Source organism: Bradyrhizobium sp. CCBAU 45394 (genome assembly GCF_028128655.1).
Classification (GTDB): Bacteria; Pseudomonadota; Alphaproteobacteria; order Rhizobiales; family Xanthobacteraceae; genus Bradyrhizobium; species Bradyrhizobium diazoefficiens.
In genome coordinates this window covers 215,095-240,303 of record NZ_LBIX01000017.1, presented here as the reverse complement: position 1 = coordinate 240,303, position 25,209 = coordinate 215,095, and the positions used below count along the sequence as shown (strand labels likewise).

26 protein-coding genes are annotated in these 25,209 nt (G+C 64.9%); 10 read left to right on the top strand and 16 right to left on the bottom strand.

Features of this window, described 5'->3' with window-relative positions; genetic code table 11:
• Positions 1-58 precede the first annotated feature (58 nt).
• The 7 genes from WN73_RS10640 to WN73_RS10610 all read right to left on the bottom strand — a co-directional run bounded on the left by WN73_RS10640 (position 59) and on the right by WN73_RS10610 (position 9,076).
• Positions 59-1,555 (bottom strand): sugar ABC transporter ATP-binding protein, encoded by a 1,497-nt coding sequence (locus tag WN73_RS10640; RefSeq protein WP_028173767.1) that lies wholly within the window; start codon positions 1,553-1,555, stop codon positions 59-61.
• Complete coding sequence (locus WN73_RS10635) at positions 1,552-2,649, bottom strand: hypothetical protein (protein WP_028173768.1); 1,098 nt, start codon at positions 2,647-2,649, stop codon at positions 1,552-1,554. The genes WN73_RS10640 and WN73_RS10635 overlap by 4 nt, the downstream gene beginning before the upstream one ends.
• A complete protein-coding gene (locus tag WN73_RS10630; protein WP_271552654.1) occupies positions 2,646-4,769 on the bottom strand; it encodes an ABC transporter permease in 2,124 nt (707 codons plus the stop codon). Before WN73_RS10630 ends, WN73_RS10635 begins: the two co-directional genes overlap by 4 nt.
• A gap of 80 nt (positions 4,770-4,849) precedes the next feature.
• Positions 4,850-5,866 carry a sugar ABC transporter substrate-binding protein gene (locus tag WN73_RS10625; protein ID WP_028173770.1) on the bottom strand — a complete coding sequence of 339 codons (1,017 nt, stop codon included), beginning with the start codon at positions 5,864-5,866 and terminating at the stop codon, positions 4,850-4,852.
• Between the two features lie 43 nt (positions 5,867-5,909).
• Entirely contained in the window at positions 5,910-6,881 is a 972-nt protein-coding gene (locus tag WN73_RS10620; protein ID WP_011090591.1) for an ABC transporter permease, read from the bottom strand.
• 20 nt (positions 6,882-6,901) lie between these two features.
• A complete protein-coding gene (locus WN73_RS10615; RefSeq protein WP_028173771.1) occupies positions 6,902-7,654 on the bottom strand; it encodes a TetR/AcrR family transcriptional regulator in 753 nt (250 codons plus the stop codon).
• A gap of 216 nt (positions 7,655-7,870) precedes the next feature.
• Positions 7,871-9,076, bottom strand: a complete 1,206-nt coding sequence (locus tag WN73_RS10610; protein ID WP_271552651.1) for an ABC transporter substrate-binding protein — start codon at positions 9,074-9,076, stop codon at positions 7,871-7,873.
• Positions 9,077-9,229: 153 nt separating this feature from the next.
• Between WN73_RS10610 and WN73_RS10605 the strand changes: the two genes are divergently transcribed.
• The 4 genes from WN73_RS10605 to WN73_RS10590 all read left to right on the top strand — a co-directional run bounded on the left by WN73_RS10605 (position 9,230) and on the right by WN73_RS10590 (position 13,871).
• On the top strand, positions 9,230-10,843 hold the full coding sequence (locus tag WN73_RS10605) for an acyl-CoA synthetase (RefSeq protein ID WP_271552650.1): 1,614 nt from the start codon (positions 9,230-9,232) through the stop codon (positions 10,841-10,843).
• An 87-nt stretch (positions 10,844-10,930) separates the two neighbouring features.
• Positions 10,931-11,734, top strand: coding sequence for an MBL fold metallo-hydrolase (locus tag WN73_RS10600; RefSeq protein WP_271552649.1), 804 nt, complete (start codon positions 10,931-10,933; stop codon positions 11,732-11,734).
• 157 nt (positions 11,735-11,891) lie between these two features.
• The gene (locus WN73_RS10595) at positions 11,892-12,908 is read left to right on the top strand and encodes an alpha/beta fold hydrolase (RefSeq protein WP_271552648.1); all 1,017 of its coding nucleotides are present in this window, start codon (positions 11,892-11,894) and stop codon (positions 12,906-12,908) included.
• Between the two features lie 15 nt (positions 12,909-12,923).
• Positions 12,924-13,871, top strand: coding sequence for a fatty acid desaturase (locus WN73_RS10590; protein ID WP_271552647.1), 948 nt, complete (start codon positions 12,924-12,926; stop codon positions 13,869-13,871).
• 56 nt (positions 13,872-13,927) lie between these two features.
• Here WN73_RS10590 and WN73_RS10585 read toward each other — a convergent pair whose 3' ends face one another.
• Together WN73_RS10585 and WN73_RS10580 are read right to left on the bottom strand one after the other, a co-directional pair.
• The gene (locus WN73_RS10585) at positions 13,928-14,161 is read right to left on the bottom strand and encodes a hypothetical protein (protein WP_027543365.1); all 234 of its coding nucleotides are present in this window, start codon (positions 14,159-14,161) and stop codon (positions 13,928-13,930) included.
• A 136-nt stretch (positions 14,162-14,297) separates the two neighbouring features.
• Complete coding sequence (locus WN73_RS10580) at positions 14,298-15,278, bottom strand: helix-turn-helix transcriptional regulator (RefSeq protein ID WP_011090584.1); 981 nt, start codon at positions 15,276-15,278, stop codon at positions 14,298-14,300.
• Between the two features lie 87 nt (positions 15,279-15,365).
• Between WN73_RS10580 and WN73_RS10575 the strand changes: the two genes are divergently transcribed.
• Together WN73_RS10575 and WN73_RS10570 are read left to right on the top strand one after the other, a co-directional pair.
• A complete protein-coding gene (locus tag WN73_RS10575) occupies positions 15,366-16,010 on the top strand; it encodes a glutathione S-transferase family protein (RefSeq protein ID WP_028173779.1) in 645 nt (214 codons plus the stop codon).
• A 17-nt stretch (positions 16,011-16,027) separates the two neighbouring features.
• Positions 16,028-16,456 carry a DUF6157 family protein gene (locus tag WN73_RS10570; protein WP_011090582.1) on the top strand — a complete coding sequence of 143 codons (429 nt, stop codon included), beginning with the start codon at positions 16,028-16,030 and terminating at the stop codon, positions 16,454-16,456.
• On the opposite strand, the gene WN73_RS10565 is transcribed toward WN73_RS10570, so the two are convergent.
• From WN73_RS10565 to WN73_RS10550, 4 genes are all read right to left on the bottom strand, one after another.
• A complete protein-coding gene (locus WN73_RS10565) occupies positions 16,457-17,242 on the bottom strand; it encodes an enoyl-CoA hydratase/isomerase family protein (protein ID WP_011090581.1) in 786 nt (261 codons plus the stop codon).
• Positions 17,243-17,254: 12 nt separating this feature from the next.
• Entirely contained in the window at positions 17,255-18,364 is a 1,110-nt protein-coding gene (locus WN73_RS10560) for a cyclic nucleotide-gated ion channel (RefSeq protein ID WP_011090580.1), read from the bottom strand.
• A gap of 205 nt (positions 18,365-18,569) precedes the next feature.
• Positions 18,570-18,788 carry a hypothetical protein gene (locus WN73_RS10555; RefSeq protein WP_271552643.1) on the bottom strand — a complete coding sequence of 73 codons (219 nt, stop codon included), beginning with the start codon at positions 18,786-18,788 and terminating at the stop codon, positions 18,570-18,572.
• A 123-nt stretch (positions 18,789-18,911) separates the two neighbouring features.
• Positions 18,912-20,357, bottom strand: coding sequence for a TAXI family TRAP transporter solute-binding subunit (locus WN73_RS10550; RefSeq protein ID WP_271552642.1), 1,446 nt, complete (start codon positions 20,355-20,357; stop codon positions 18,912-18,914).
• A gap of 405 nt (positions 20,358-20,762) precedes the next feature.
• Between WN73_RS10550 and WN73_RS10545 the strand changes: the two genes are divergently transcribed.
• Entirely contained in the window at positions 20,763-21,110 is a 348-nt protein-coding gene (locus tag WN73_RS10545; RefSeq protein ID WP_049832502.1) for a DUF3307 domain-containing protein, read from the top strand.
• Positions 21,111-21,331: 221 nt separating this feature from the next.
• On the top strand, positions 21,332-21,730 hold the full coding sequence (locus tag WN73_RS10540; RefSeq protein ID WP_028173785.1) for a hypothetical protein: 399 nt from the start codon (positions 21,332-21,334) through the stop codon (positions 21,728-21,730).
• On the opposite strand, the gene WN73_RS10535 is transcribed toward WN73_RS10540, so the two are convergent.
• Together WN73_RS10535 and WN73_RS10530 are read right to left on the bottom strand one after the other, a co-directional pair.
• The gene (locus WN73_RS10535; protein ID WP_028173786.1) at positions 21,727-22,050 is read right to left on the bottom strand and encodes a YkgJ family cysteine cluster protein; all 324 of its coding nucleotides are present in this window, start codon (positions 22,048-22,050) and stop codon (positions 21,727-21,729) included. The two genes, WN73_RS10540 and WN73_RS10535, sit on opposite strands and share 4 nt — an antisense overlap.
• A gap of 5 nt (positions 22,051-22,055) precedes the next feature.
• On the bottom strand, positions 22,056-22,754 hold the full coding sequence (locus WN73_RS10530; RefSeq protein WP_011090575.1) for a helix-turn-helix transcriptional regulator: 699 nt from the start codon (positions 22,752-22,754) through the stop codon (positions 22,056-22,058).
• A 124-nt stretch (positions 22,755-22,878) separates the two neighbouring features.
• On the opposite strand from WN73_RS10530, the gene WN73_RS10525 reads away from it, so the two are divergent.
• Complete coding sequence (locus WN73_RS10525) at positions 22,879-23,142, top strand: hypothetical protein (protein WP_011090574.1); 264 nt, start codon at positions 22,879-22,881, stop codon at positions 23,140-23,142.
• Between the two features lie 36 nt (positions 23,143-23,178).
• A complete protein-coding gene (locus WN73_RS10520; protein ID WP_271552639.1) occupies positions 23,179-23,907 on the top strand; it encodes a glutathione S-transferase family protein in 729 nt (242 codons plus the stop codon).
• A gap of 76 nt (positions 23,908-23,983) precedes the next feature.
• Here WN73_RS10520 and WN73_RS10515 read toward each other — a convergent pair whose 3' ends face one another.
• Positions 23,984-25,135, bottom strand: a complete 1,152-nt coding sequence (locus WN73_RS10515; RefSeq protein WP_271552638.1) for an ABC transporter substrate-binding protein — start codon at positions 25,133-25,135, stop codon at positions 23,984-23,986.
• Between the last annotated feature and the right edge of the window lie 74 nt (positions 25,136-25,209).

Here is a 25,209-nt window from a genome sequence, read left to right as displayed (position 1 = left end):
ACCGTTGCCTCTGCCCAAGGTTCAGGCAGTCGGCTGGCCCCGAGCGCTCTGGCGACGCCTAGTGGATCGCCGCGTACATGATCCTTTCCTCCGTCGCGTCCAGCGCGGAGAATTCCTCCACGACCTTGCCCTGGCGTGAGACCAGGATGCGGTCGGAGAGCGCCATGATCTCGGGCAAATAGGACGAGATGACCACGACGGCCTTGCCCTCGTCGGCCAGCTGGTTGATCAGCTCGTGGATCTCGACGATGGCGCCGACGTCGACGCCGCGGGTCGGCTCGTCGAAGATGATCAGGTCGGGCTCCTGCACCAGCGATTTGGCGATCACGACCTTCTGCTGATTGCCGCCGGACAGCTCGACCACCTTGCCGTGGTCGCCGATGGCGCGAACCCCGAGCTTCTCGATCCAGGTCTTGCCGATGGTCGCGGTTTCCCGCCGCGACAGCATCATGCGGCCCTTGGGAAACTTCGACAGAAGCCCGAGATAGATGTTGCGCGCGATCGAGGACGTCTCGAAGAAGCCCTCGACCTTGCGATCCTCGGTGACATAGGCGATGCCGGCCTTGACCGCCGGTGCCGGCACCCGGTAGCGCACCGGCTTGTCGTGCAGCAGGATCTCGCCGCCGTGGAAGAAGTCGCGCTTCAGCACGCCGGAGACGATCTTGAACGTCTCGGTGCGGCCGGCCCCGACGAGGCCGAATACGCCGGTGATCTGCCCTGCGAACACCGACAGCGAATTGTTCTTCACCATCGGCGCCATCTTCAAATTCTGCACCGTGAGCACGCGCGCGCCGGCCGGCCGCACGCCGCGCTTGCGTGCGCCGTAGAGCGTGTTCGACAGGTCGCGGCCGACCATGGCCTGTACGATCGCGGCGCGGTCGAACCTGGCGGCGTCGTCGGTCACGACATGCTTGCCGTCGCGCAGGACCGTGATGCGGTCGGCGAGCAGCAGGGCCTCTTCCAGGGCATGTGAGATGAAGACGATCGAGACCCCGCGCTTCCTGAGGTCGCGGACGAGGTCGAAGAAGTATTTCTTCTCCTCCGGCGTCAGCGACGCGGTCGGCTCGTCGAAGATGATGACCTTGGCGCGGTGCAGAACCGCGCGCGCGATCTCAACCATCTGCTTCTTGGCCGCGCCGAGACCGCTGACCGTGGCGGTCGGCGTGACGTCGAAATTGAGCGATTGCAGAAACTGCTGCGCGGCGATGTAGATTCCGCGCAAGCGGTTATAAAACTTCTCCTGCCCGAGGAATAAATTCTGCGCCACCGTCATGGTCGGCACCAGGCTGTTCTCCTGGAACACCATGGCGATGCCGAGATTGCGTGCCTCCAGCGGCGTCCTCGGTGCGACGTCCGCGCCGTCGACCGTCATGGCGCCCGAGGTCAGCGTCACCACGCCGGCCATGACCTTGGTGAGCGTCGACTTGCCGGCACCGTTCTCGCCGACCAGCGCGTGGATCTCGCCGCGGCGCAGGTCGAAGTCGACCCCGTCGATGGCGGGAACGCCGGCGTAGAGTTTTGTCGCCTTGCGCAGCGAGAGCATGATGTCGCTCATTGGCAAAACTCCTCGGCAAGGCCGGCCAGCGGCAGTCGCAGGACACGGCCAGGTCCCTTGGCGATCAGGACGAGGTCGTCGCCCATCTCGATGGCCGCAACGATTCCGTGATTGACGCCGTCAACCCGGCTGTGCAGCGAATAGAGCGGCTGGCCATCGGGGTTGAGACGGATGACGAGTCCGTAGGATCGCGGCGGCGCCCACGGCTTGATGACGCCCATGGTCTTGATGTGCGCGCCCTGCATCGGCTCCTTGAACGAGAGGCCTGAGCGCAGGCGCGGGGCAACCCAATACGCCGGATCGATCTCCGTCATCATGCGGCGGCGATAGGCCGGCTCACGCAGCACGAACTCGATGAGCTGGGTGCGCGCGGTGAAGGCGGTGAGCCAGTAGCCGCCGCCCGCGGCTCTTGTCAGTCGCGACGGATAGACGGGCAGGTGGGCGAGCACGATCCGGGGCGATGCGCCCGGCGTCACCAGAACGAGGCGGTGGCGCCAGCTCTCGCTGACCAGCACGCCGTTGCCATGCGCGCAGGCGCCGAAGGCATGGCCGAGCCCCTGGGCCAGCGCCGTCACGGATTTGCTGCCGGGATCCAGCCTGAACACGCGGCCGCTCCGGTTGAGCTCCATCAGGTCGCGCGCCCAGTCGTCGACGCCGCATGTCGCCGAGCCGTCCGTCGCAATCAGCGTGTTGTCGCCCGCTGGCGCGAGCGCGTTGACGGCATTGAAGGCGGCGTCGGTGAACGTCACGCTTGGCTGTTCGGCCGAAGGGCTTGCATAGAGACGCACCTCGCGTCCCCCGAGCGCCACGGCAAGGCCGCCTTCGGGAAGGACACACAACGCCGAGATCGGCCGATCGAAGGTGCGGATCTCCGAGGGCGAGCCGCCATTCAGGCACATCAGTCGCGGACCGTCCGCAATGAAGAGGTTGCGGCCATCGGTGGCGAGGTCCTCCGGCGCCTGGCACGTCAGCAAGGTGTCGGCGGCTTCCAGCTTCTGGTTGGGCTTCAAGGCACCGTCGAAGGACGGCACCGTGATGGTGGCTTCGCCGCGCCCGAGAAAGCGGTTGGCGAATTCCCTGACGGCTGCGATCACGACAGCTTCCCCCACCGCTTGTCATACTGGACGAAGTCGGGATCGGCGTTGTCGAGCTTGTAGCGGCCGATCCGGTTGTTGGCGATGCCGCCGAGATAGAGGTAGCCGCGATGCTCGCGCATCGAGGTGATCATCGGATGGTTTTCACCGCGCAGGTCCCAGAACGATTCGAGGATCTTGCCCTGCTCGTTGAACTTGACCACGCAGCCCGTGTTGATGTTGGGGAACAGCCACTCGTCGACCGGCACACGCTTGGCCATGCGACGCCGAAAGCCGGGCATCTTCCAGGCGAGGTCGAGCGAAGGGCTGCGCATGCCGACCAGCGCCAGCCAGTAATTGCCGTCGGAGGCGAGGTTGATGTTGTCGGGGTAGCCGGGGAGGTTGTCCATCACCACCTCGACCGCGCCCTTCTTCGGTCCTGCGAACCAATAGCGCTTGATCGAGCAGCCAAAGGTCTCGGCGAACAGGATCGACTGGCCGTCGCTGGCCACGCAGATGCCGTTGGGAAATTTGAGGCCGCGCAATTCCGTCCGTGTCGCGCCGGTCCTGGTGTGGTAACAGATGATGCGGCCGTTGCCCCGCGCCTCGAGGCCATCGATCGGCCACTCGTCCATCTCGTAGCGCACGGTCGCCTCGGAGAAGAAGATGAGGCCGTCGTCGGTGATGTCGAGGTCGTCGGCGAGCCGAAGGCGGCTGTCGTCGTTGACTGAACGCATGCTGCGGTTGGTCTCGTCGGTCGCCTTTTCCACGGTGCCATCGGGCTTGATGCGATAGAGCCCCATGCCGCCGATGCAGATGTAGAGATTGTCCTCGCGATCGAAGGCCATGCCGAGCGGCTGGCCGCCGATATGGGCGAATACTTCCATCTTCTGATAGTCGGGCGCGAGGAAGCGGACGATGTCGCCGTGGCGCGAGCCCGCATAGAGGTTGTCGTGGCGATCGAGGATGACGTCCTCCGGCGCCTCGATGCGGCCAAGGCCGATCAATTCGACGTCGCGCAGCTTGTCGTTCTGCTCGAACGGGCCGCCCTGCCCGATCTCGGTCGGGGGAGGCGGCGGCAGCGCGTGGTAGGTCGGGGCGACGTAGACCTTGCTGATGATGCGCGTCCGATTCTTCTGCCAGCGGATGTCGACCATCGCGGCGACGAGCAGGATGCCGGCGAGCGCCATCCGGTTGACGCCGCCGCGCGCGTTCATGGTCGTGAGACCATTGGTGATCAGGAGCACGATCAGGACCCCGACCGCGGATTTGGCGACCGAGCCCTTGCCGCCGCCGAGCGTGATGCCGCCCAGCACCGTCGCGGTCAGCACGATCACCTCGAGGCCGACGCCGATGTCGCCGCCGACGGTGCCGAGCCGGGAGGCGAAGAACAGCGCGCCGATGCTGGTCAGCACGCCGCTTGCGACGTAGCAGAGCGCGATCGTGCGACGGACGGGAATGCCGGAATTGTACGCCGAGCGGCGCGAGCCGCCGATCGCGGTGATATGCCAGCCCGGCCGCAGCCGCGTCATGAAGATATGGCCGAAGATGGCGATGACGATATAGACCAGCGCTACGGTCGGGATGCCGAAGATGCTGCCGCCGCCGATGAAGTCCCAGGACGGGATGTCTGGGAAGGCCGAAGCGATGGCGTTGGAGTAGCGCTGGATCAGGAGGTCGTAGGCCGAGCGGTAGATGATCAGGGTGATCAGCGTGGTGATGAAGGCGCGCAGCCGCAGATAACCGATCAGGACGCCGTTGACGGCGCCGAGCAGCGCACCGCAGAGCAGCGTGGCGGCCACCACCGCCGGGACCGGCCAGCCCAGCACGTCGAGCAGATAGAGCGCGCAGAAATCCGTCAGTGCGAAGATCGAACCGACGGACAGATCGATGCCGCCGACGATGACGACCAGCGCCAGCCCGAGCGCGATGAAGCCGATCTCTCCGGCCTGGCGCGCGGTGTCGGCAAGGCTCGCCGGCGACAGGAAATTGTCGATGGACCGGCTGAGCGCGAGGCCGACGATCAGCAGCAGGATGACCGGGATGGCCGTCTCGGTCCATCGCTTGGACAGGATTTCGCCGAGCAGATGATCGGGCCAGTAGCGGTAACGCAGGCTTGTCAGGGTGTCGCGCATCGGCATTCCGGCGGGGCATGGAAGATGTTGGGAGCGAGGCCCCCGAGACCGCAACGGCCCAGGGGACCTCGAGCGTCAGCGTCGAACTATTTCTTGAGGTCGCTGAGATTCCAGCAGGCGGTCTGGCTGTCGGCGTTCTCCTTGGTGATCGGAATCAGCGTGGTGTATTCCGAGCCCTTGACGGAGCCGGGCTTGACGCCCGACGACAGCAGCCATTTGATCGTGCCTGCCATCTGTGCCGCCTGGGTCGGCACGTCGTAGCTCATGTTGAGATCGAACGCGCCCGACTTCACCAGTTCGCACGCGCCCTTGCGTTCGCCGCCGCCCGAGGTGGCCAGGAATACCTTGCCGGTGAGCCCGGCTTCCTTCACGGCCGCCGCGGTGCCGATATCCATGCCGTCCCAGAAGCCGACGATGCCGCAGAGATCGGGGTTCTGCTTCAGCACCGTTTGCGTGATCGCCTTGGCCTTGGCGGCGTCCCAATCGGCGGCCTGGCTCGACACCACCTTGATCTCGGGATGCTTGGCGAGCACGTTCTCGACGCCTTTGAGCGTATAGGCGCTGGCGGCCGCCGACAGCGCGCCCTGGATGATCGCGATCTTGTTCGATTTGCCTTCGCAGGCCTTGACCACGCCTTCGGTCTGGCGTTCGCCGATCTCGACCCAGTTGGCACCGACGAAGGCGGAGCTCCGATAGGCAGAGCCCATGTTGATCTGGATGACGTAGATGCCTTCGTTCTCGGCGCGCTGGAGCAGTTTGGCATAGGTCTGCACGTCCGGATTATGCACCACCATCACCGCCGGCTTCTCCGAGATCAGCGAGGTGACGGCCTGCGCGCCGGCATTGGTGTTCCAGTTGGCGTCGCGGATCACGAACTTGACGCCGAGCGGCTCGAGCTCCTTCTTCAGGCCGGCATACCAGCCCTCGGTGAGGTCGAAGTTCATCGCGACCGGAACATAGGCCACGGTCTTGCCGGCCAGCGCTTCCTTGAACGGCTTCTGGAACGGCTCGTCCAGGCCCTGCTGGGCCAAAGCCGGTGCGGTCATGGCCGCAAGGCCCAGTGCTGCAACGATGGCCCTTGTCGGGCTGCCGAGATGCTTCATTGCTTCCTCCTTGGTTGTGGTTGTCGTTATCTCGTTGGGTCGGTCAGATGTCGCCCTGCTGCGCCGTCTCCTCGTTGCGCGGATTGAGGAAGGAATCGGTGATGACGGCGAGCAGCAGAACCACGCCCTTGATGAGATTCTGCCCGGCGTAGGAGATGTCCATGATGGTCATGCCGTTGAGCATCGTGCCGATCAGGAGCGTGCCGATCACGACGTTCAGGACGCCGCCGCGGCCGCCCGATAGCCCGATGCCGCCGAGCACGACGACCAGAATGACATCGTAGATGAGCGTGGAGTTGAAGATGCGGGTCGGCATCGAGTTGACGGATGCCGCCAACACGAGGCCGGCGAAGCAGCCGATCAGGGCGGCGATCACATATTGCAGGACGATGATCGGGCGGGAGGGAATGCCGGTGACGCGCGCGGCGAAAGGGTTGTCGCCGATCGCATAGATATAGGCGCCCCAGCGCGTCTGGCGCAGCAGGAAAGCCACCACGATGCAGGCGATCGCGAACATGATGATCGACGTCGGGATGCCGAGGATCGTGCCCTGTCCGAGCCGCTCGAAGCCGTCCATGCCGGGGCTCCACTGCACGACGTCGAGCTGGAACAATGCGGCCTGCCCGAGACCGGCGAGGAGCAGGCCGGTCGCGAGCGTCGCGAACAACGAAGGAACCTCGGCGTAGGCGATCAGCCAGCCATTGACGAGTCCGAAGGCGATCGTCAGCAGCACGGCGGTCAGGAGCGAGGCCGGCAGCGAGTGGCCGTTCTGCACCATCTGCAAGACCAGCCCCGGCGGCACGGCGAGCGCGGCGATCAGCGAGATGTCGATGCCGCGCCCGATCACGACGATCGCCATGGCAAGGCCGAGGATGCCGAGCACGGAGACGTTCTGGAGCAGCGTCAGCATGTTCTCCGGGGTGAGAAAGCCGCGCAGGAAGATCGAGAATACCAGGAACAGCAGCGCGAAGACGGCGAAGACGATCTCTTGCTGATTGAACCGGAAACGCTTCATCGCCTGGCCCTTCCTGCGGACTATGGGTGCGCCATCTGCTTTGGCCGCGAGCGTGCCCTGGCGGACGTGCGCGCGTTGGCGCGGGTGCCACTCGACAAGGCGGCGCTCACGAAGTTGCCGACGCCATCGATGTATCCGTCGATCGACGTGCCGCGTTTGCGGTACTTGGCGCGCTTGACGTACCAGTCCTGCAGCAGCGGCTTGATCAACGACGCCGTGAGCCCGACATGGTCGATCGTGAAGGCGCCGCTGGCGACGCCCTGCCTGAGGACGTCGGCGATGATCTTCTCGGTCATGGCTTCCATGTCGATCGCGCGCTGACGTTCCGCCGGCGGAAAGGACTTCGCCTCCATGAAGGCGAAGACGAACCAGGGCTGCATCGCCTCGCTCATGCGGATATGGGTCGCGATGATCCAGTCGAGGTGCCTGTGGGCGTCATTCCTGACGTCGTCGGGAGGCGCCGTCAGAACCTCGGTCGCCGTTGCCGCGACCTCGCCGAGGATCATCGACAGGAGCCTGGGCTTGCTGTCGATATACGTATAGAGGCCGCCCATGCTGAGGCCGGAGGCCTCCGCGAGCTGGCGCAGCGTCGTGGCGTGAAAGCCCTGCTTGTTGGAGAGGGTGAGGGTTGCGCCGATGATACGCGCGAGATTTGCGACGGCAAGACGTGGCTTCTGGACGCGGATTGAGTCGCGGTGACGTTCCAGAATGCGCGTGCACAGCGCTTCCGTCGAGAACGCGTTCGTCCAAGGTCGTCGGCGCGCGAGATTCACGCTGCCTCCCCAAATTTCTTCCCGGGTCTTTTGGCGTTGTTGTTGATCCAGGCGTGGGCTTTACACCCTTGTCGTCATTCCTAGCGCAGAGAGTGGCCGTCGGGAAAGGGGGCGGACCAGAATTTTCTGAGAGAGCGCTCGCTCGTTTTTTCCGTGCAATGCAATGCCGTGGACCCGCCCCGCGACGGAAGGCAGGTCCCCGATGCGCGCAAAGCGCTACTTCAGCAGCGGGCAGCCGCCGTCCTTCAGCGGCCGGAAGGCCTGATCGGCCGGGACTTCGGCGAGCAGCTTGTAATAGTCCCACGGACCCCTGGATTCCTCGGGCTTCTTCACCTGGAACAGGTACATGCTGTGGACCATGCGGCCGTCCTCGCGCAAGCTGCCGTTGTCGGTGAAGGCATCCCTCACCGGCAGCTCGCGCATCTTGGCCATCACGGTCTTGGTGTCCCTGGTGCCGGCGGCCTGCACGGCCTTGAGGTAATGCAGCGTCGCGCTGTAGGTCGCGGCCTGGTTCATCGTCGGCATCCGCTTGACGCGCTCCAGGAAGCGCTTGCCGAAGGCACGGGTCTTGTCGTTGAGGTCCCAGTAATAGGCCTCGGTGATGATCAGCCCCTGCGCGAGCTTCAGCCCCAGGCTGTGCACGTCGGAGATGAACATCACGATCGCCGCCAGGTTCTGGCCGCCGGCGACGATGCCGAACTCGCCGGCCTGCTTGATCGCGTTGATGGTGTCGCCGCCGCCATTGGCAAGCCCGATGATCTTGGCCTTGGAGGCCTGGGCCTGGAGCAGGAAGGACGAGAAGTCGGCGGTGTTGAGCGGATGCTTGACGTTGCCGAGCACCTTGCCGCCGGCGGCCTTCACCACGTCGCCGGTGTCGCGCTCGACCGAATGGCCGAACACGTAGTCGGCGGTGAGGAAGAACCAGGTGTCGCCGCCGTTCTTGACGATGGCGCTGCCGACGGTGTGGGCGTTGGCATAGGTGTCGTAGGTCCAGTGCGCGGTGTAGGGCGAGCAGGATTTTCCGGTGATGTCGGAGCTCGCCGCATCCGTCACGATCATGATCTTCTCGTACTGCTTCGACAGCTCCATCACGGCGAGCGCCGTGGCCGAGGTCGGCAGGTCGATGATCATGTCGACGCCCTCGGTCTCCCACCATTTGCGGGCGATGGTGGAGGCGACGTCGGGCTTGTTGAGCACGTCGGCCGAGACCATGTCGATCGGCTTGCCGAACATCTGCCCGCCAAAATCCTCGATGGCCATCCTGGTGGCCTCGACGTTCCCCATACCGCCGATGTCGGAATAGACCGAGGAGAAGTCGGAGAGCACGCCGATCTTGAGCGGGGTCTGCTGGGCGGGCGACGGATTGATGAAAAGCGCAGACAACAGCCCGGCCGCAAGGGCGGCGCGTGCGATCCGATACATGACATTTCCCCCGATCTTTGTAGTTGGCGCGCCAGATTAGATTGCCCCGGCGAAGGGGCAATTCTTGCGTCATGACGCCGGCGCGCAGGCAATTTGACGCAGTCGACAGCGCCGACTACGCTTCGCGCAAATTGCAAATCTTGGGGAATGGAAATGTCCAGCGACACCGCAGCCACCATCTCGAAAGCGCGCGAGCATTCCATCGGCGATCTCCTGCGCCGTTCGGCGGGCCGCGATCCGGGTAAGCTCGCGATAAGCTGCGGCGGCGTGAGCTGGACGTTCGCCGAGATGGACGCGATCTGCAACCGGCTCGGCCGCGGCCTGCTCGGCCTCGGCGTCAAAAAGGGCGATCGTCTCGCCGTGCTCTCGCGCAACTCCCATGCCTTTGCCGCGCTCCGCTTCGCAGTGGCGCGGATCGGCGCGGTGCTGGTGCCGATCAACTTCATGCTCAATCCGGATGAGATCAATTTCATCCTGAAGAGCTCCGGCGCAAAGCTGCTTGCGACCGGGCCTGATTTCGTCGAGCCCGCGCGCGCGGCAAGTGCGAAGGACTCTGCGGTCGAGAAGATGATCTGGCTCCCGGGAGAGGATCCCGCCACCGCGCCCGCCGGCCTCACCGCCTTCGACGATCTGCTTCATGCCGACGGCTCGTTCCTGGAGGCGTCCGTCGACGGCCGCGACCTCGCGCAGATCGTCTACACCAGCGGTACGGAGTCGCTGCCAAAGGGGGCGATGCTGACCCATGAAGCGGTGATGTGGCAGTATGTCAGCTGCATCATCGACGGCGGCATGAGTGTGGACGATAAATTCCTGCACGCGCTTCCGCTCTATCATTGCGCCCAGCTCGACGTGTTCCTTGGTCCGCAAGTCTATCTCGGCGCCTCCGGCGTGATCACGGGAAAGCCGACCGCCGACAACATCCTTGCGCTGATCCAGGCGCACAGGATCACGTCGTTCTTCGCGCCGCCAACGATCTGGATCGCGATGCTGCGCTCACCCAGTTTCGACAAGACCGACCTGTCGACCTTGCAGAAGGGCTATTACGGCGCCTCGATCATGCCGGTGGAAGTCTTGCTCGAGCTTCAGCGCCGTCTGCCCGCCGTTAAATTCTGGAACTTCTACGGCCAGACCGAGATCGCGCCGCTCGCGACCGTGCTGCGGCCCGAGGACCAGCTGCGCAAGGCCGGCTCGGCCGGCAAGCCGGTGCTGAACGTCGAGACGCGCGTGGTCAATACGGCGATGGAGGACGTCAAGGTCGGCGAGGTCGGCGAGATCGTGCACCGCTCGCCGCACCTGTTGTCCGGCTATTACAACGATCCCGTCAAGACGGCGGCCGCGTTCTCCGGCGGCTGGTTTCACTCCGGCGATCTCGCTACCGTCGATGGCGAGGGTCACATCACCGTGGTCGACCGCGTCAAGGACATGATCAAGACCGGCGGCGAGAACGTCGCGAGCCGCGAGGTCGAGGAGATGGTGTATCGTATCCCGGCGGTGTCGGAGGTTGCCGTCGTCGGGCTGCCCGATCCGCGCTGGATCGAGGCGGTCACCGCGATCGTCGTGGTCAAGAGCGGCGAGACGCTCGACGAAGAATCCGTCATCAAGCACTGCGCCGGCCAGATGGCGCATTTCAAGGTGCCCAAGCGGGTCATCTTCGTGGACGCGCTGCCCAAGAATCCGAGCGGCAAGCTGCTCAAGCGCGAGCTGCGCCAGCGCTTCGTCGGCGGCGAGACCCTCGACAAGGCGATCCAGAAGAATTTCGGGACGTGAGGGGGCTTCGCCTTTCCCGCTTGCAGGGTTCTTGCCGTCGTCGATCTCCCGTCCATATTTGAAGCGTGACATCCTGGATCACGAGCCATGTCCCTCTGGACCTGCGAAACCTGCGGCGCGCAATTCCCGGCCAGCGAAAGACCTCCTGCGTCCTGTCCGATCTGCGAGGACGAACGGCAATTCGTGAACTGGAAAGGGCAGACCTTCCTCACCCGCGAGGCGTTGGCGGAAAGCCATCGCATGATCTGTCGCGACGATCTCGGCCTGACCGGTCTTGCACTCGAGCCGAGCTTCGCCATCGGCCAGCGCGCCTTGCTCGTGCCGCTCGCAGACGGCTGCGTGATGTGGGACTGCGTGCCGCTGGCAACGCCGGAGGCGATCGCGCAGGTCCGCTCGCTCGGTGGACTGCAGGCGATCGCGATCTCGCATCCGCATTATTATGGCGCGCTCGCCGACTGGAGCGACGCGTTCGGCGGCATCCCGGTTTATCTGCACGCGGATGACCGCCAATGGGTGACGCGGCCGCATGCCTCGATCGTGCACTGGACCGGCGACAGCCATCGCATCTCCGACGACGTGGTGCTGCTGCGCAGCGGCGGCCATTTCGCCGGCGCCACCATGCTGCACTGGCGGCAGGGCGCGGACGGCAGGGGCGCGCTGCTCACCGGCGACATCGCGCAGGTGACGATGGACCGCCGCTTCGTCAGCTTCATGTATTCCTATCCGAACTACATGCCGCTCAATGCCACCGCGGTGCGGCGGATCGCCGGCGTTGTCGAGCCGTTCGCCTTCGACCGCATTTATGGCGCCTGGTGGGGGCGCAACATCGCCGCGGGGGCCAAGGCCGCATTCGCGGCGTCGGTCGCGCGCTATCTGGCGGCCATCGCTTGAGCCGGGGAACCGACCAGATTCATCTTGCCACCTGCTAATATATGTACTATTCGTACAGTTATTAAGCGTGACGCAATGATGCGTGAGCGGCCCGGCATGATCGATGCATCGCCATTTCAGCGGCGCGTTCTGCGACCGCGTGAGCGGAGTTGAACGCATGACGGCGCAGCGCGACTATGAGACCTTCGAGGCCGGCGACGTCACACTCCAGTCCGGGGCCATCTTCCCCTCGATGACGCTCGCCTACAAGACGTACGGCACGCTGAGCCCGGCCAAAGACAACGTCATCCTCTACCCGACCTCGTTCAGCGCGCAGCATTGCGACACCGAATGGCTGATCGGGGCCGGCGGCGTGCTCGATCCCGAACGCTACTTCATCGTCATCCCGAATCTGTTCGGCAACGGCCTGTCGTCCTCGCCCTCGAACACGGCTGGCCCGTTCCCTGAGCTGACCTACCACGACGCCATCGCGGTCCAGCATCGCCTTCTCACCGGGCGCTTCGGCATCTCGAAGCTCGCGCTGGTCTATGGCTGGTCGATGGGCGGCATGCAGGTCTATCACTGGGCGGCCTCTCACCCTGATATGGTCGAGCGCGCCGCGGTGGTCTGCGGCAGCGCGCGTTGCTCGCCTTATAATTATGTCTTCCTCGAAAGCGTGAAGGCCGCGCTGACCGGCGATCCCGCCTTCCGTAACGGCCGTTTCGTCGAGAGGCCCACCGTCGGCTACCGCGCGATGGGGCGCGTCTATGCCGGCTGGGCGATGTCGCACGGCTTCTATCGCGACGAGCTCTGGCGCGAGGCCGGTTTCAGCTCGCTTGAGGACTATCTCGTCCGTAGCTGGGACGCGACGTTTGCGCGGCGCGATGCCAACGACCTGCTGGCGCAGATTGGCATCTGGCAGAGCGGCGATATCAGCCGCTGCGCCGCATTAGGCGACGATCTCGATCGGGCGCTCGCCGCGATCAAGGCGCACATGCTGCTGATGCCGGGCGCCACCGATCGCTATTTCGACGTCCGCGACAACGAGGACGAACTCGGTCGGCTGGTCAACGCAAAGTCGGCGGTGCTGCATCCGATCCCGTCGCTGCACGGCCATCGCGCCGGCAACCCCGTGAACAATCCACCCGACCAGGCCTTCATCAAGGCCGAGATCGCACAGCTCCTCAGCAAGTAAGACAGGCATCCGATCATGACTGACGCAACCGTTTCAGAGCCGGGCCACCGCCTGAAGCCGCTCACGCCGGCGATGCTGCGTGAATTGTCAGTGCGCTCCGATCTCAGGGGCGCCGCGAAAAGCCTCAGCCATTACGGCCTGGTCGTGCTGGTCGGCGCGCTGGTTTGGAAGGTCTCTTCGGCCTGGGGCGTGTTATGGGCCCTGCCGCTAATGGCGGTGCAGGGCTATTTCGTCGCCTTCCTGTTCATGGCGTTGCACGAGACCGCGCACAAGACCGCGTTCAGGAGCCGTGGCCTCAACCTTGCGGTCGGCTATCCTTCGGGCTTCATCATCGGACAACCTTACGAATATTACTGCCTGTTTCACTGGGACCATCACCGCTACACCCAGGATCCTGAGAAGGACCCGGAGCTGATCGTCGGCGTGAAGCCGAAATCCGATACGCAGCTGGCGCTCGCTTATAGCGGCCTGCTCCAGGTCGCCGGCCGCCTCTGGCTGATGCTCGGCCACGCCGTGACCGGCAAGGTCACGGTGCCCTGGATTCCCGAAAACAAGCGCGCCATCATCGTGCGCGAGGCGCGCGCCTATGCTGCGCTCTATGCGCTGCTGCTCGCGCTCTCGCTGTGGTTCTCCTCGGCGCTGCTGCTCTGGGTCTGGATCGTGCCGCTTGTCATCGGGCAGTTCTTCCTGCGGCCCTATCTCTATGCCGAGCACACCGGCTGCGACCGCACCCGCAGCGCCTTCCAGAACACGCGCACCACCTACACCGGCGCGCTCGTCAAATGGTTCGCGTGGAACATGCCTTACCACGTCGAGCATCACGCCTATCCCTCCATACCCTTCCACGCGCTGCCGAAGCTGAACGAGATCGTCGACGGCGAGATCGTCCATCGCGGCCGCGGCTATATCGCGACGACGCGCGAGACCTGGGCCTGGTTTCGCCGGCACCGGCAGGCCGGCTAGGCAAATGCAAAACCCCGATCGCGGAGCGATCGGGGCTTTGTCGACGGCGCGAGATATCAGTAGATTCCGTAGGCGCAGACATTCACGACGCGGACGCGCAGTCCGTGGCGGGTCTGGACGACGCGCTCCTGGTAGCAGTTGTTGACGCCGGTGTTGACGTAGATTCCGCCAAAGCCCCAGCCGGGACCCCAGTGATGGTGGAAGCCGTGGGCCGAAGCGGCGGTGGGGGCGAGAGCGGCAACGCCGAGCGAGCCGGCAGCGATCAGACCGAGTGCAAGCTTACGAAACATCTTCATTCTCCAGTTGGCGCGAGGCCGTTGTTGTGTCCCTGCATCTCGGTCGGGTCGAAACGCGAATGCGTTCACGGGGCGAGGGGAGAATCGTGTTTCAGGATTGTTTCGTCGACTGCGGCGAGGCGCGCCGCCGTCATGCTTTCCGCGCCGCGCGATAGCGCGCGGCCATGGCCTGCGTCAGCTCGGCCATCTTCTCGCGGAGATCGGCAGGCTCCAGCACCTCGGCCTCGGGACCGAGCCGCAGCAATTCGGCCGCGGCGTGCCATGACGTCTTGCCGGTCGGCACTCTGGCGATGCGCCAGCCGTCCGCGTCGGCAGCGTCCTCGATCTGCGTGCGCGCCCGGACGTAAGGCTGGCTCAGCGCGTCGAGCAGTTTCACGCCGAACGGCGACAGCCGCACGATCGCGACATTCGGATGCATCTCGGCCTCGAGGCGCAGCGTGGCGGCCTGCCAATAGGCGGCGAGATCGAAATCGGCGGGACGATCGAAGCGCTCGTCGAGCGCCGTGCAATCGAGCACGCGCGCGACACGATAGGTGCGCACGCTGCCGTCGACCTGCCCTGCGAGATACCAGCCGCCGCCCTTCAGCACGAGCCCGAGCGGCGCCACGCGGCGCTGCTTTTCGGCGCGCCAGCTCTGGTAGCGGATCTTGATCAGCGTCCCGCGCAGGGCCGCACCGGCAATCGTGCGCAGGTGCTTTGGTTCTTCCGCCTCGCCGAACCAGCCGGGAGCGTCCAGGTGAAAACGCTCCTGCATCCGCCCGGCGTCCGCGCGCAGGTTGGCGGGCAGTGCCGCCATCAGCTTGTTCTGCGCGGCGATCATTGCCGCATCCAGCCCGAGTGCTGCCGCCGGCCCCGGCAAACCGGTCAGGAACAGCGCTTCCGCCTCGTTCTGCGACAGGCCGTTCAGCCGCACGCGATAGCCGTCGAGCAGGCGGTAGCCGCCCTCCGCGCCGCGGTCGGCATAAACAGGGACGCCCGATGCCGCGAGCGCGTCGATGTCGCGATAGATCGTGCGCACCGACACCTCGCAGGCTTGCGCGAGCTCGGGCGCGGTGACTTGCCCCCTGGCCTGGAGGGTGGTGAGGATCGACAGCATCCGGCTCGCGCGCATGACCCCTTAAACCATACCTGACACAGGATGTCAGGTATGGTCCGCTACAAGGTGCGCATCGCCAGACGGCGCCCGAGGAGACCTGCCATGACCGATCCGAACCGCATCACGCTGTATTACTCGCCGCAAAGCCGCGCCACCGGCACGCGCGTGCTGCTGGAGGAGTTGGGGGCGCCCTACGATCTCCATGTCCTCAACATGAAGGCCGGCGAGCAGCGGCAGGGCGCCTATCTCGCGATCAACCCGCTCGGCAAGGTGCCGGCGATCCGCCACGGCGATGCGCTGGTGACCGAGCAGGTCGCCATCACCATTTATCTCGGCGACCTGTTTCCGCAGGCGGGATTGACGCCCGCGCTGGACGATCCGCTGCGCGGCCCCTATCTGCGCTGGATCGCCTATTACGGCGCATCGTTCGAGCCGGCTTTAATCGACAAGTTCATGCAGCGCGAGCCGGCACCGATCACGCAATCGCCCTATGCCGATTACGACACCATGCTGGGTGCGCTCGAGGCGCAATTGTCGAAGGGGCCGTATCTGCTCGGCGAGCGCATGACAGCAGCAGACGTGCTATGGGGCGTCGCGTTCAGCTGGACGATGATGTTCGGCATCGTGCCGAAAAAGGACGTCTTCGTCCGCTATGCCGAGCGGATGACGTCACGGCCAGCGTTCCAGCGGATCAATGCGGCAGATGACGAGATGGCGGCGCAGCATGCTGCGGCTGCTGGCGGTTGAATGATCCAGGGTTGCAGATGACAATTCACACGACCAACTGCTTCAACACCTTCATCCGGGTCGCTGAAGACTGTCCGGCGCATACTGGCGAGGAGCCGCCGCTGCGCGCGGGAAAGCCGACGGTGGCGTCCCTGCAATACGAGATGATCGCCAAGGCACCCTACAAACACACGTCCGACGACGTGATCTTCGCGACGTCTGCGCCGGGACGCGAGCTCGATGTGAAGGCGACGAAGACGGAGAAGCGTGCGGCTCGTGAAGCGTTCTTCTCCCGGGGGCAGGCGTGCATGAGGGCATCGAGCCTGGGCAAGCGTTTTGGCTGGGGCGTTCATGCCGACAGTGAGGGCCGGATCGCGATTTACGCCGTCGACAGCAAACGCTACCAAGCGCTCGTCCGCGATCCCAAGCTCACGCAGGTGCGCGCGATGCGGTCGAAGCGGGCGTGATCAGAATTTTGGCGGCCGCTTTTCCGCGAACGCCTTGATGCCTTCCTTGATCTCGTCGCCGCGCATGCTGTCGCGGTGGCGCTGGTCGGCGGCTTGTTCATCCAATTCGCCGCGGGCGAATTCGTTGATGGCGCGCTTCATGCCGCGCATCGCCTGTGGCGCGTTGCCGGCGAGGACGCCGGCAAGCTTGTCGACCTCCTCGTCGAGGAATTCCACCGCCACCATGGCGGTGAGATAGCCGATCCGCAGCATCTCCGGCGCGCTGATCTTTTGCGCGGTCAAAAACAGCCTCTTCGCATTGTCGACGCCGAGCCGCGTCACGTAGCGTTTGATGCCGCTCCGGTAATAGTGCAGCCCGAGCCGCGCCGCCGGCATGAACATCTCGGCGGTGTCGACGCCGATGCGGAAATCGCAGGCGAGCGCGAGGTCGGTCGAGCCGCCATAGACGCCGCCATTGAGCCGGCAGATGGTCGGCACGCCGAGATCCTCCAGCCGGTTGACGACCGCTTCGAAGGCCGAGCCCGCGCTCTGCTGCTCGCTTGCGCTCACCGCGCGCTCGGCGACCGAATTCAGATCATAGCCCGCCGAAAAGGCGCGCCCGGTGCCGGTCAGCACCAGCACGCGGATCGCGGGATCAGCCTCGATCCGGTCGAACAGTTTGACGAGTTCGCCGAGATCTTCGGCCTGGAGCCGGTTGAGATGCTTGGGACGATTGAGGCGGATGGTGGCCCGCGCGCCGTCGCGTTCGAGCACGGGGCCAGAGGCTGCGTCGGCTATATCCGACATTCTTGTCTCCCTTTACCTGTTTTCGAGCGTGCGCCGTTTCGCCTCGGCGTCGATGGTCTCGGCGAGGTCGGGATGCCGCGCCATCAGCACGCGGAAATCGACGAGATCGAGCACCAGGAGCCGCGACACCTTCGTGGTCGAGACGTTGGCGCCGCGCATGTTGTTGCCGAGCAGCGCCATCTCGCCGAAGAAGGCGCCTTCGCCGAGCTGAACCTTCTTGCCGGGCAGGTCGACCTCGACCGCGCCGGCAGCGATAAAATACATGCAGTCGCCCTGCGTGCCCTTGCGGATGATCATGGTGCGCGCCGGCAGCTCCATGGTCCGCAGCATATGGGTGACGTCGGCGATGGCCGCCGGTCCAAGCGCCGCAAAGAACGGCACCTTGCTGACGGATTCCCAGGTCTTGAGGAAATTGTCGCGCCGGGTCTCCGCGGCAAAGCCGGTTGCCAGGATACCGGTCCAGAGACCGAACACGCCGAGGCCGGAGATCATCACCAGCGCCGCCACCATGCGCCCCAGAGGCGTCACCGGCACGACGTCGCCATAGCCGGTCGTCGTCAAGGTGACCACCGCCCACCACAGCGCCGCCGGCACGCTGCCGAAGGTCTGAGGCTGCACGTCCCGCTCCAGGAAATATTCGGCGACGGAGGCGAGGAAAACCACCATCAGGAAGATCACGAGCACACTGACCAGCGGCCCCGATTCCAGCACCAGGACACGGCGGAGCTGGCGCAGGCCCGGAATGCCCGGCACCACCTTCAGCACCCAGAGCACGCTGAGCAGCCAGGCCGTCCGAAGCTCGACGCCGAGAACCAGCGCGACCGGCACGGCCAGTGCTCCGATCGCATCGACGATGCCGGCGGAGGAGGACATGTAGAGCGCAAGGCGCTCGGTTCGCCTCATGTGGCGCAGCCGGACGACCCATTCGAACACGAAATAGGCGAGGCAGGCCCAGAGCAGGGCATCGACCCAGCGGGGCGCCGTCTCATAGGCCGGGCCAACCGTCAGCAGCACCATGCTGAGCAGGCCGACGCCGACCGCAACATAGGCCGCCTTGGTCATGTTGCGGCCGGCCGTGGCGGCCACGAACTGGGCCAGAGCGGAGATCAGCGGCTTGAACATGCGGGAAGGTGGCTCGGTCTTGGCTTTTGCGGTCTTGGCTTTTGCGATCTTGGCTTTAGCGGTCTTCGCTTCAGCAGTCTCGGCTTTTGCGGTCCCGGCTGGGACCTCGGTGTCAAAGTGCCTGCCCGGGCCGAGGCCGTCAACGACGGGCGCGGGCCGCGGCAAATGGGAAGACGAAGGCGGGGGGCGGCAGCCGGTCCTGCCGCTACCTGAAATGCGGCGGCTCGTCGTAACCGCGGCGGCTGCTGAAGAACAGCAGGACCATCAGGCCGATGCCCACGACGACGGAAAATCCCGCCCCCAGCGCGAGAGCCACATAGCCTTCCGTCGGGATCGGCTCGCCTTCGACCGCCATCGCGGAATAAGCGAAATAGCCAACCGCTGCCAGCATTCCCACGAGGAAGATCATGAGGAGTATACGCATGGCGCGTTCTCCGGTTGTATCCGGAAACCAATGGTTGCGGATGGGGAGGGTTCCCGAGTTCCGGCGGTTGATCCTCCCGGAAGACGTCCGCCCGCCCTGCCCCGAGAGTGCCAGGTGGGCGGGTCAAGCGCTCTGCGCGGTCTTGACCACCACAACGTTGCTGTCGTCGTGCTGGGGAGGGCCGGCATCCTGGGCGGTCTCGTCGATCTCGCCGGCATGGCGCTTCAGGTAGTCGCGACGCATGCCGATCTCGTCGCGGACGAATTCGTAGCCGAGCTTGAAGGTGTCGAGCCCGTCGGTACTGATCGTGCCGTCCCGGAGGCCGATGACCGCGCCGCGCAGGATGCCTTCCAGCTCGTCCTGGAGACATTCGAGCTGATCCAGCGAGTGGGCGTGCTCGATGCGCTCGCCGATGTCGAGGATGGCGGTGGAGAGCTCGCTGGCCTTCTCCGGTGCGATCCGGGTGATCTTGGCGTAGATGGCGGCGAAGATCGAGCCGATGACGCTGAGCGCCGCGGCGCCGAGATACATCAGGTCGCTGTATTTATCCATGAACGACTTGGTGTCGTCGTTGATGTAATCGGCCGCGCCCTGATGCGCCATCACATAGGCGTCCTTCTCGACCGAGGCCGGCTCGATCCTGCTGGCGAAGCCGCTGTCGAGCCCGAGGGCCGACTTGTTCTCGTAGACGGTGCGCGCGAGTTCGCCCGCCGTGGCCGCCGACATCCTGGATTGCGCGACCAGCAGCCATTCCAGCCCGATCGTTTCGAGGTCGTCGTCGGGAATTTCAGGCGAGACCGACAGCGTCCCTGCCGTCAGCGTCTCGTCGGCAATGCCGGGGAATTTGCGTGCCAGCGCCTTGGTCTCGTCGATTGCGTTGAGCGTGAAGCCGCCGCGTTTGGCGACCTGCTCATAGGCCTTGTCCCGCACCGCTTTCGAGGCGTGGACGATGGCGATCACCGCACCGAAGCCGTTTCCCGGCGCAAGCAGCTTGTCGAGTGTTGCGCCCTGCGGCGCCATCTGGATCCTGGCGGCGTCCGGACCGTCGGGGATGTCGAGGATGCCGCGGACGAAGGCAAGCGAGGACTCGTTCTCGGCGAGGACTGCGACCTTCTTCTTCTTCAGCTCGGCAAGCGACTTGATCTTCTTGTTGCCGGGTCCAAGCAGGAGCACGAGATCGTGCTCGAGGATCGCGAGCGTGCGCGCCCGCAGCGGGACCTTGGCGTCGGTGCGCAGCACGGCGAGGTCGGCCTGCTTGCGGTCGAACTGGGCAAGCGCCTTGGCATTGTCAGGGTTGTTGACGATCTTGATGCGGAAGCGCGAGGCGTTGTTCTTCAGGAGTGCGGCGAGCTTGGCCGCGAACAGCGCCTCGTCGCTGTTGGGTGCGCCGACGGCAAAGGTCAGCGTCTCCGAATTGTGCACCAGCGCGCGGCCGGCCCAGACGGTGGCAAGCGACAGCAGCAGGGTCAGCACGACGTACAGCAGGACCTGCTGCTGATTGGTCTTGATTACCTTGGGGCGCCGGGGCGGCGGTTCGACCGACGATGTGGTCGGGCCTTCAGTACTCATGGCAGCACTCTGGCCTTATTCTGGGTCGCGGGCGGCTCGCGGATCCGATCGCTGCGTGCGCCCCTGCAATTCTTAAACGCCTGAAAAAAGAACGATATTCTCTATCGTCAATGATAGCTTGCCGGTACCGGAATGCAAATTTCGAGCCGGAGGTAACCTTACTCCACGCCGACGCGGCGATTGGTCATCCTATCACCAGTTAGCCACAGTTGGCGATTTTCCGGTTCCCCCCGGCTGCATTCCGGTGCGGGAGGTGTCATAAATCAGAGGTCCCGGCGATTTGACCGGTCCAAGAAGAAGTTGCGCTGAACGCTCCAATCTTTTCTTGTCACCTCAATGAGGGCGTCAGCTTTGTCGTTTCCACCCATGTCATCGGCGGTTCCGGTTGAGGCGCTCATTGGCTGGATGTTGTTGCTCACGTTCAAGCACATCATCGCTGATTTCGTCCTGCAGACCGCCTGGATGGCGCATGGCAAGGACCAGAAGCACGGCTGGGCCCTGCCGCTCCTGGTGCATTGCCTGATTCACCTTGCGGTTGCGCTGCCGCTGATCCTGATCGTCGCGCCGAAATTCTGGTTCGTGGCCTTCATCGATTTCGTGATCCACATCACGATCGACCGCGCCAAGGGGTTCGTCTCCGCCAATTTCGGGGTCGACCTTGCGCACCCCTGGTTCTGGACCCTGATCGGCGTCGACCAGGCGCTCCATCACCTGACCGGCTTCGGCCTCTCCATCTTCATGGCGGCGAACTGATTGCTTGCACCCGTCATTCCGGGGCGGTCCGCAGGACCGAACCCGGAATCTCGAGATTCCGGGTTCTCGCTTCGCGAGCCCCGGAATGACGGCAAGTGGCAATTCCCGCCGCCTCCGATTCGCGGGGAGGGCACAAGGAACCCCGGGTGACTACCGTCAGGGGTGGTTAACCTTCCGTTAGAGAATTGCGCTGCATCTTCCCCACACGAGGGAGAACTGCAATGTTTTCAAGCCGCGACGCCTTTGAAAGCGATTTCTGCCCGGTTCGCGACGAGCTCCTTGGCGAGATGTATCGCGCCAGCGAGAGTGGCCTGCCGAGGTTGGTTGAGAGTGTTTCCCCTGACGCACGCGCGAAGCTGGCGCTGTTCTGCTATCGCCGCAGCCATTTGCATTCGCTGGCGGTCGCGATCGCGGGCAGCTGCAGCGAGCGCGACCTGATCGAGAACGGCGGCCGTGTCGGCTCGACGCTCTACGCGCTGTCGCGCGAAGGCGTCGCCAAATCCTCACCGTCGCTGTCGGGTGGCCGCAAGCCGATCACGCTGTCGACCAAGCCGCTCTCGGTGCTTGCACCGCTCGATGACGAGCTCGACGACGAAATCAGCGAAGCTGTCCCCGCCTAAGGGTTCGCGATCATCGGCAGCCCGAACTTCCGCCGCGCCATTGCGCATTCGGCGTCGCCCGGCATGCAGGTGCGACAGACTTCCGGCCGCACGGCGTAGATGCCGCAGGCGGTCTCTTTCCCGATCTCCCCACGCAACGCCGAGCAGCGATCGCCTTCGCAGCGCATGCCGGACTGCCGCGCATTGACGAGCGCCTCCGGGATCGCCGCAAGCTCCTCGTCGCTCTCGATCGAGAAGCGGGGCCAGTTCTCCGAATAGCCGCAGCAGGCGCCGCAGCTCTGGCAGCAGCTCGACAGGTCGATGGGGGATGGCTCTTCCATCGTCGTCACGTGTCCTTTGGCGGGCCCCAGACCAGGCTCTGCCGCCATTTTGCGCGCAGCACGTCGCGCCGCTCCGGATATTTCTCGTCGAGATAGGTCGCCTCCACGACGCGGTCGGTGCGGAAGCTGCGGAAGTCGCTGCGCAGCTCGCACCAGGCCGCGAGCAGGCGCACGGCTTCGAGATAGCCGACCGAGATCGGCCAGATCATGCGCTCGCTGGGGCGGCCCTGCTCGTCGCGATAGCGCAGCATGATCTTCTTGCCTTCGTGGATCTGGGTGCGCGTGCGCGCCATGTCGAGGCGGTCCGGCTCCCTGTTCCAGCTTGGCCGCGCGCGGCTCGCGGGCTCCAGCACGAAGGGGCGCAGGCGCTCAGGCACGGTGTCGGCGATCTTCGCCATCAGATCTTCGGCCGCGCGCGCCAGTGTGGAATCGGCATGGCCCGCGACCCATTGCGCGCCCAGCACCGCCGCCTCGATCTCGTCGGGTGTCAGCATCAGGGGCGGCAGGTCAAAACCCTTTTCCAGGATGTAGCCCATGCCGGCTTCGCCGCGGATCGGCACGCGCTGGCCGATCAGTGTCGCGATGTCGCGATAGATCGTGCGCTTGGAGGTCTCGAGCTCGGCCGCAATCGCATCCGCCGTCAGCGGCTTACGCGTGCGCCTCAGCACCTGGATGATCTGAAACAGCCGGTCGGCGCGTCTCATGACAATTCTCTTTCCAAATTCCTGACCGCAGCCCGCTCAAAATCCGGCGCGTGGATGCTGACAGGATGTTGGCAGCAGGGGGGTTCTATACCGGGACAACACATCGACTGAAGAGGATTTGTCCATGATCATCCCAACCCATTTCAGCCCGGCCGGTCCGCTGTGGCGGGCGCAGGCCGTGCTGCACGCTTTGGCCTTCAGCCGGCTCATGTTTTTCGATCTCACCGTCGTCGACCTCCGCGTTGCGCTCGCGACCATGGTGACACGCTCGCTGATCCAGGCTGCGGACGCGCTGGTCCGCCACATCATGGGCCGCGCCTGGCGAGGGGCCCGTTTCGCAGAAGATATCACGGCTGCTGCCACCATGGTGGCAGCAGCCCGCGGTTAGGTTTCGTCAACTCTTTCGGTGGTTCAGGAGAGCTTTATGATCACGCTTTACGGCTTTGGCACCGGCTTCGGCTTGCCGGAAATCAGCCCCTTCGTCACTAAGACGGAGGTGCAGCTCAAGATGGCGGGACTGCCCTACCGGAAGGAGCGCGCGATGCCGCCCGCCTCCCCCAAGGGGCAGCTGCCGTTCATCGACGACGGCGGCGAGGCGGTGGCCGATTCCACCTTCATCCGCGCCCATATCGAGCGCCGCTACGGCTTCGATTTCGACGCCGGGCTCTCGTTGCAGGAGCGTGCACAGGCCTGGGCGTTCGAGCGCATGATCGAGCATCACGTCTACTGGGCGCTGGTCGGCGCGCGCTGGGTCGATCCGGTCAATTTCGCCAAGGGCCCGTCGCATTTCTTCGACGGCGCGCCGGAACACAATCGCGAAAAATTGCGCGAGGATGCGCAATTCCGTGTCGCCGAGAACTATCTGCTCTCCGGGCTCGGCCGCCACGCACCGGACGACGACGTCGATCTCGCGGTGCGCTCGCTGTTCGCGCTTTCGGTGCAGCTCGGCGACAAGGCCTATCTGATGGGCAACAAGCCCTGCGGTGTCGATGCCACCGCCTTCGGCGCACTCGCCGGAATCCTGACGCCGTTCTTCGAATCCGGTTTGCGGCAGCGGGCCGAGGGCTTCCCGAACCTCACCGCCTATGTCGACCGCATGATGGACAATTACTATCCGGAGTTCGCCTGGACCCCGCTGCGGCAGGCGGCTTAGCGTCGCCTCAAGGAAGCCAAAAGAAAAGAGCCGGCCCATCGGGCCGGCTCTCGTCGTCTCGAAACTGTCGCAGCGCTTACTTCACCAGCGTGTACTTGCCGTTCTTCACCGTGAGCAGGATGCGCGAGCGCTCGTCGAGGCCGTAGCGGTCCTTTTCGGTGAAGTTGTAGACGCCCTGGCTCGCCGCCAATTCCTTCTCCGACAGCAGCGCCTGGCGGATTGCTTCGCGGAATTCCGGCGTGCCGGGCTTGGCCGTCTTCAGCGCGGTCGGGATGACTCGCTTCAGGATCTCGAAGGCGTCATAGGAATGGCCGGCGAACTGGCTGCGGCTGTTCGAGCCGTACTTGCCTTCATAGGCCGAGTTGAGCGCGAGGCCCGGCTTCTTGGTGGCGGCTTCGTCCGGCTGGTCCTCGGGGTCCATGACGGGGCCCGAGGCCATCAGCACGCCTTCGGCCGCTTTGCCGGCGATGCGGATGAAGTCCATGCTGGCGGCGCCATGGGTCTGGTAGATCAGGCCCTGGTAGCCACGCTCGCGCAGCTCGGTCTGCGGCAGCGCGGCCGCGGTGCCGGAGGCGCCGACCAGGATCGCGTCGGGATTGGCGGCGACGAGCTTGAGCACCTGTCCGGTCACCGACGTATCGGGACGGGCGAAGCGCTCCTCGTCCACGATGGTCATGCCCATCGGCACGGCCTGCGCCTTCAGGTCGTTGAACCAGAGGTCGCCGTAGGAATCGGAGTAGCCGATATAGCCGAGGGTCTTCACACCCTTCGACTTCATGTGGTCGTACAGCACCTTGCCCACGATCGGGATCGGCTGCGGCATCGCCACCGACCACTTCATGCGCTCGGGCGTGATCGGGAACGGCGCGAGGCCGAAATGCGGAATGCCGGCTTCGTTGGCGACGTTGGAGACCGCGATGGTCGGCGGCGTCAGCGCCGAGCCCATGATGATGTCGGCCTTGGATTCGGTGACGAAGCGGCGGGCGTTGGTGGTCGCGGTGGTGGGATCGCCGCCGTCGTCGAGCACGATCACCTTCAGCGGCACGCCGCCGATCTCCTTCGGCACGAATTCCAGCGCATTGCGCTCGGGAATGCCGAGGGCGGCGCCCGGGCCGGTCGTGGTGGTGGTGATGCCGATGGTGATTTCGCTGGTCTGCGCCAGCGCGGGCAGGGCCGGCAGGGTAAGCGTCGCCGCGGCGATCGCGGCGGTCAGGTAAAAGCGTTTCATCTATTGTTCCTCCCTTGACGTGTTTCTTTGAAAGCAGAAATCGGGGGGTAATTCAGCCCCCTCTTTTGGTGATG

What these genes read in the sequence shown, in the direction of transcription:
- WN73_RS10640 (WP_028173767.1), bottom strand. Translation starts at nt 1,555, where the DNA reads ATGAGCGACATCATGCTCTCGCTGCGCAAGGCGACAAAACTCTACGCC.
- WN73_RS10630 (WP_271552654.1), bottom strand. Translation starts at nt 4,769, where the DNA reads ATGCCGATGCGCGACACCCTGACAAGCCTGCGTTACCGCTACTGGCCC.
- WN73_RS10625 (WP_028173770.1), bottom strand. Translation starts at nt 5,866, where the DNA reads ATGAAGCATCTCGGCAGCCCGACAAGGGCCATCGTTGCAGCACTGGGC.
- WN73_RS10620 (WP_011090591.1), bottom strand. Translation starts at nt 6,881, where the DNA reads ATGAAGCGTTTCCGGTTCAATCAGCAAGAGATCGTCTTCGCCGTCTTC.
- WN73_RS10610 (WP_271552651.1), bottom strand. Translation starts at nt 9,076, where the DNA reads ATGTATCGGATCGCACGCGCCGCCCTTGCGGCCGGGCTGTTGTCTGCG.
- WN73_RS10605 (WP_271552650.1), top strand. Translation starts at nt 9,230, where the DNA reads ATGTCCAGCGACACCGCAGCCACCATCTCGAAAGCGCGCGAGCATTCC.
- WN73_RS10600 (WP_271552649.1), top strand. Translation starts at nt 10,931, where the DNA reads ATGTCCCTCTGGACCTGCGAAACCTGCGGCGCGCAATTCCCGGCCAGC.
- WN73_RS10595 (WP_271552648.1), top strand. Translation starts at nt 11,892, where the DNA reads ATGACGGCGCAGCGCGACTATGAGACCTTCGAGGCCGGCGACGTCACA.
- WN73_RS10590 (WP_271552647.1), top strand. Translation starts at nt 12,924, where the DNA reads ATGACTGACGCAACCGTTTCAGAGCCGGGCCACCGCCTGAAGCCGCTC.
- WN73_RS10585 (WP_027543365.1), bottom strand. Translation starts at nt 14,161, where the DNA reads ATGTTTCGTAAGCTTGCACTCGGTCTGATCGCTGCCGGCTCGCTCGGC.
- WN73_RS10580 (WP_011090584.1), bottom strand. Translation starts at nt 15,278, where the DNA reads ATGCGCGCGAGCCGGATGCTGTCGATCCTCACCACCCTCCAGGCCAGG.
- WN73_RS10575 (WP_028173779.1), top strand. Translation starts at nt 15,366, where the DNA reads ATGACCGATCCGAACCGCATCACGCTGTATTACTCGCCGCAAAGCCGC.
- WN73_RS10570 (WP_011090582.1), top strand. Translation starts at nt 16,028, where the DNA reads ATGACAATTCACACGACCAACTGCTTCAACACCTTCATCCGGGTCGCT.
- WN73_RS10565 (WP_011090581.1), bottom strand. Translation starts at nt 17,242, where the DNA reads ATGTCGGATATAGCCGACGCAGCCTCTGGCCCCGTGCTCGAACGCGAC.
- WN73_RS10560 (WP_011090580.1), bottom strand. Translation starts at nt 18,364, where the DNA reads ATGTTCAAGCCGCTGATCTCCGCTCTGGCCCAGTTCGTGGCCGCCACG.
- WN73_RS10555 (WP_271552643.1), bottom strand. Translation starts at nt 18,788, where the DNA reads ATGCGTATACTCCTCATGATCTTCCTCGTGGGAATGCTGGCAGCGGTT.
- WN73_RS10550 (WP_271552642.1), bottom strand. Translation starts at nt 20,357, where the DNA reads ATGAGTACTGAAGGCCCGACCACATCGTCGGTCGAACCGCCGCCCCGG.
- WN73_RS10545 (WP_049832502.1), top strand. Translation starts at nt 20,763, where the DNA reads ATGTTGTTGCTCACGTTCAAGCACATCATCGCTGATTTCGTCCTGCAG.
- WN73_RS10540 (WP_028173785.1), top strand. Translation starts at nt 21,332, where the DNA reads ATGTTTTCAAGCCGCGACGCCTTTGAAAGCGATTTCTGCCCGGTTCGC.
- WN73_RS10535 (WP_028173786.1), bottom strand. Translation starts at nt 22,050, where the DNA reads ATGGAAGAGCCATCCCCCATCGACCTGTCGAGCTGCTGCCAGAGCTGC.
- WN73_RS10530 (WP_011090575.1), bottom strand. Translation starts at nt 22,754, where the DNA reads ATGAGACGCGCCGACCGGCTGTTTCAGATCATCCAGGTGCTGAGGCGC.
- WN73_RS10525 (WP_011090574.1), top strand. Translation starts at nt 22,879, where the DNA reads ATGATCATCCCAACCCATTTCAGCCCGGCCGGTCCGCTGTGGCGGGCG.
- WN73_RS10520 (WP_271552639.1), top strand. Translation starts at nt 23,179, where the DNA reads ATGATCACGCTTTACGGCTTTGGCACCGGCTTCGGCTTGCCGGAAATC.
- WN73_RS10515 (WP_271552638.1), bottom strand. Translation starts at nt 25,135, where the DNA reads ATGAAACGCTTTTACCTGACCGCCGCGATCGCCGCGGCGACGCTTACC.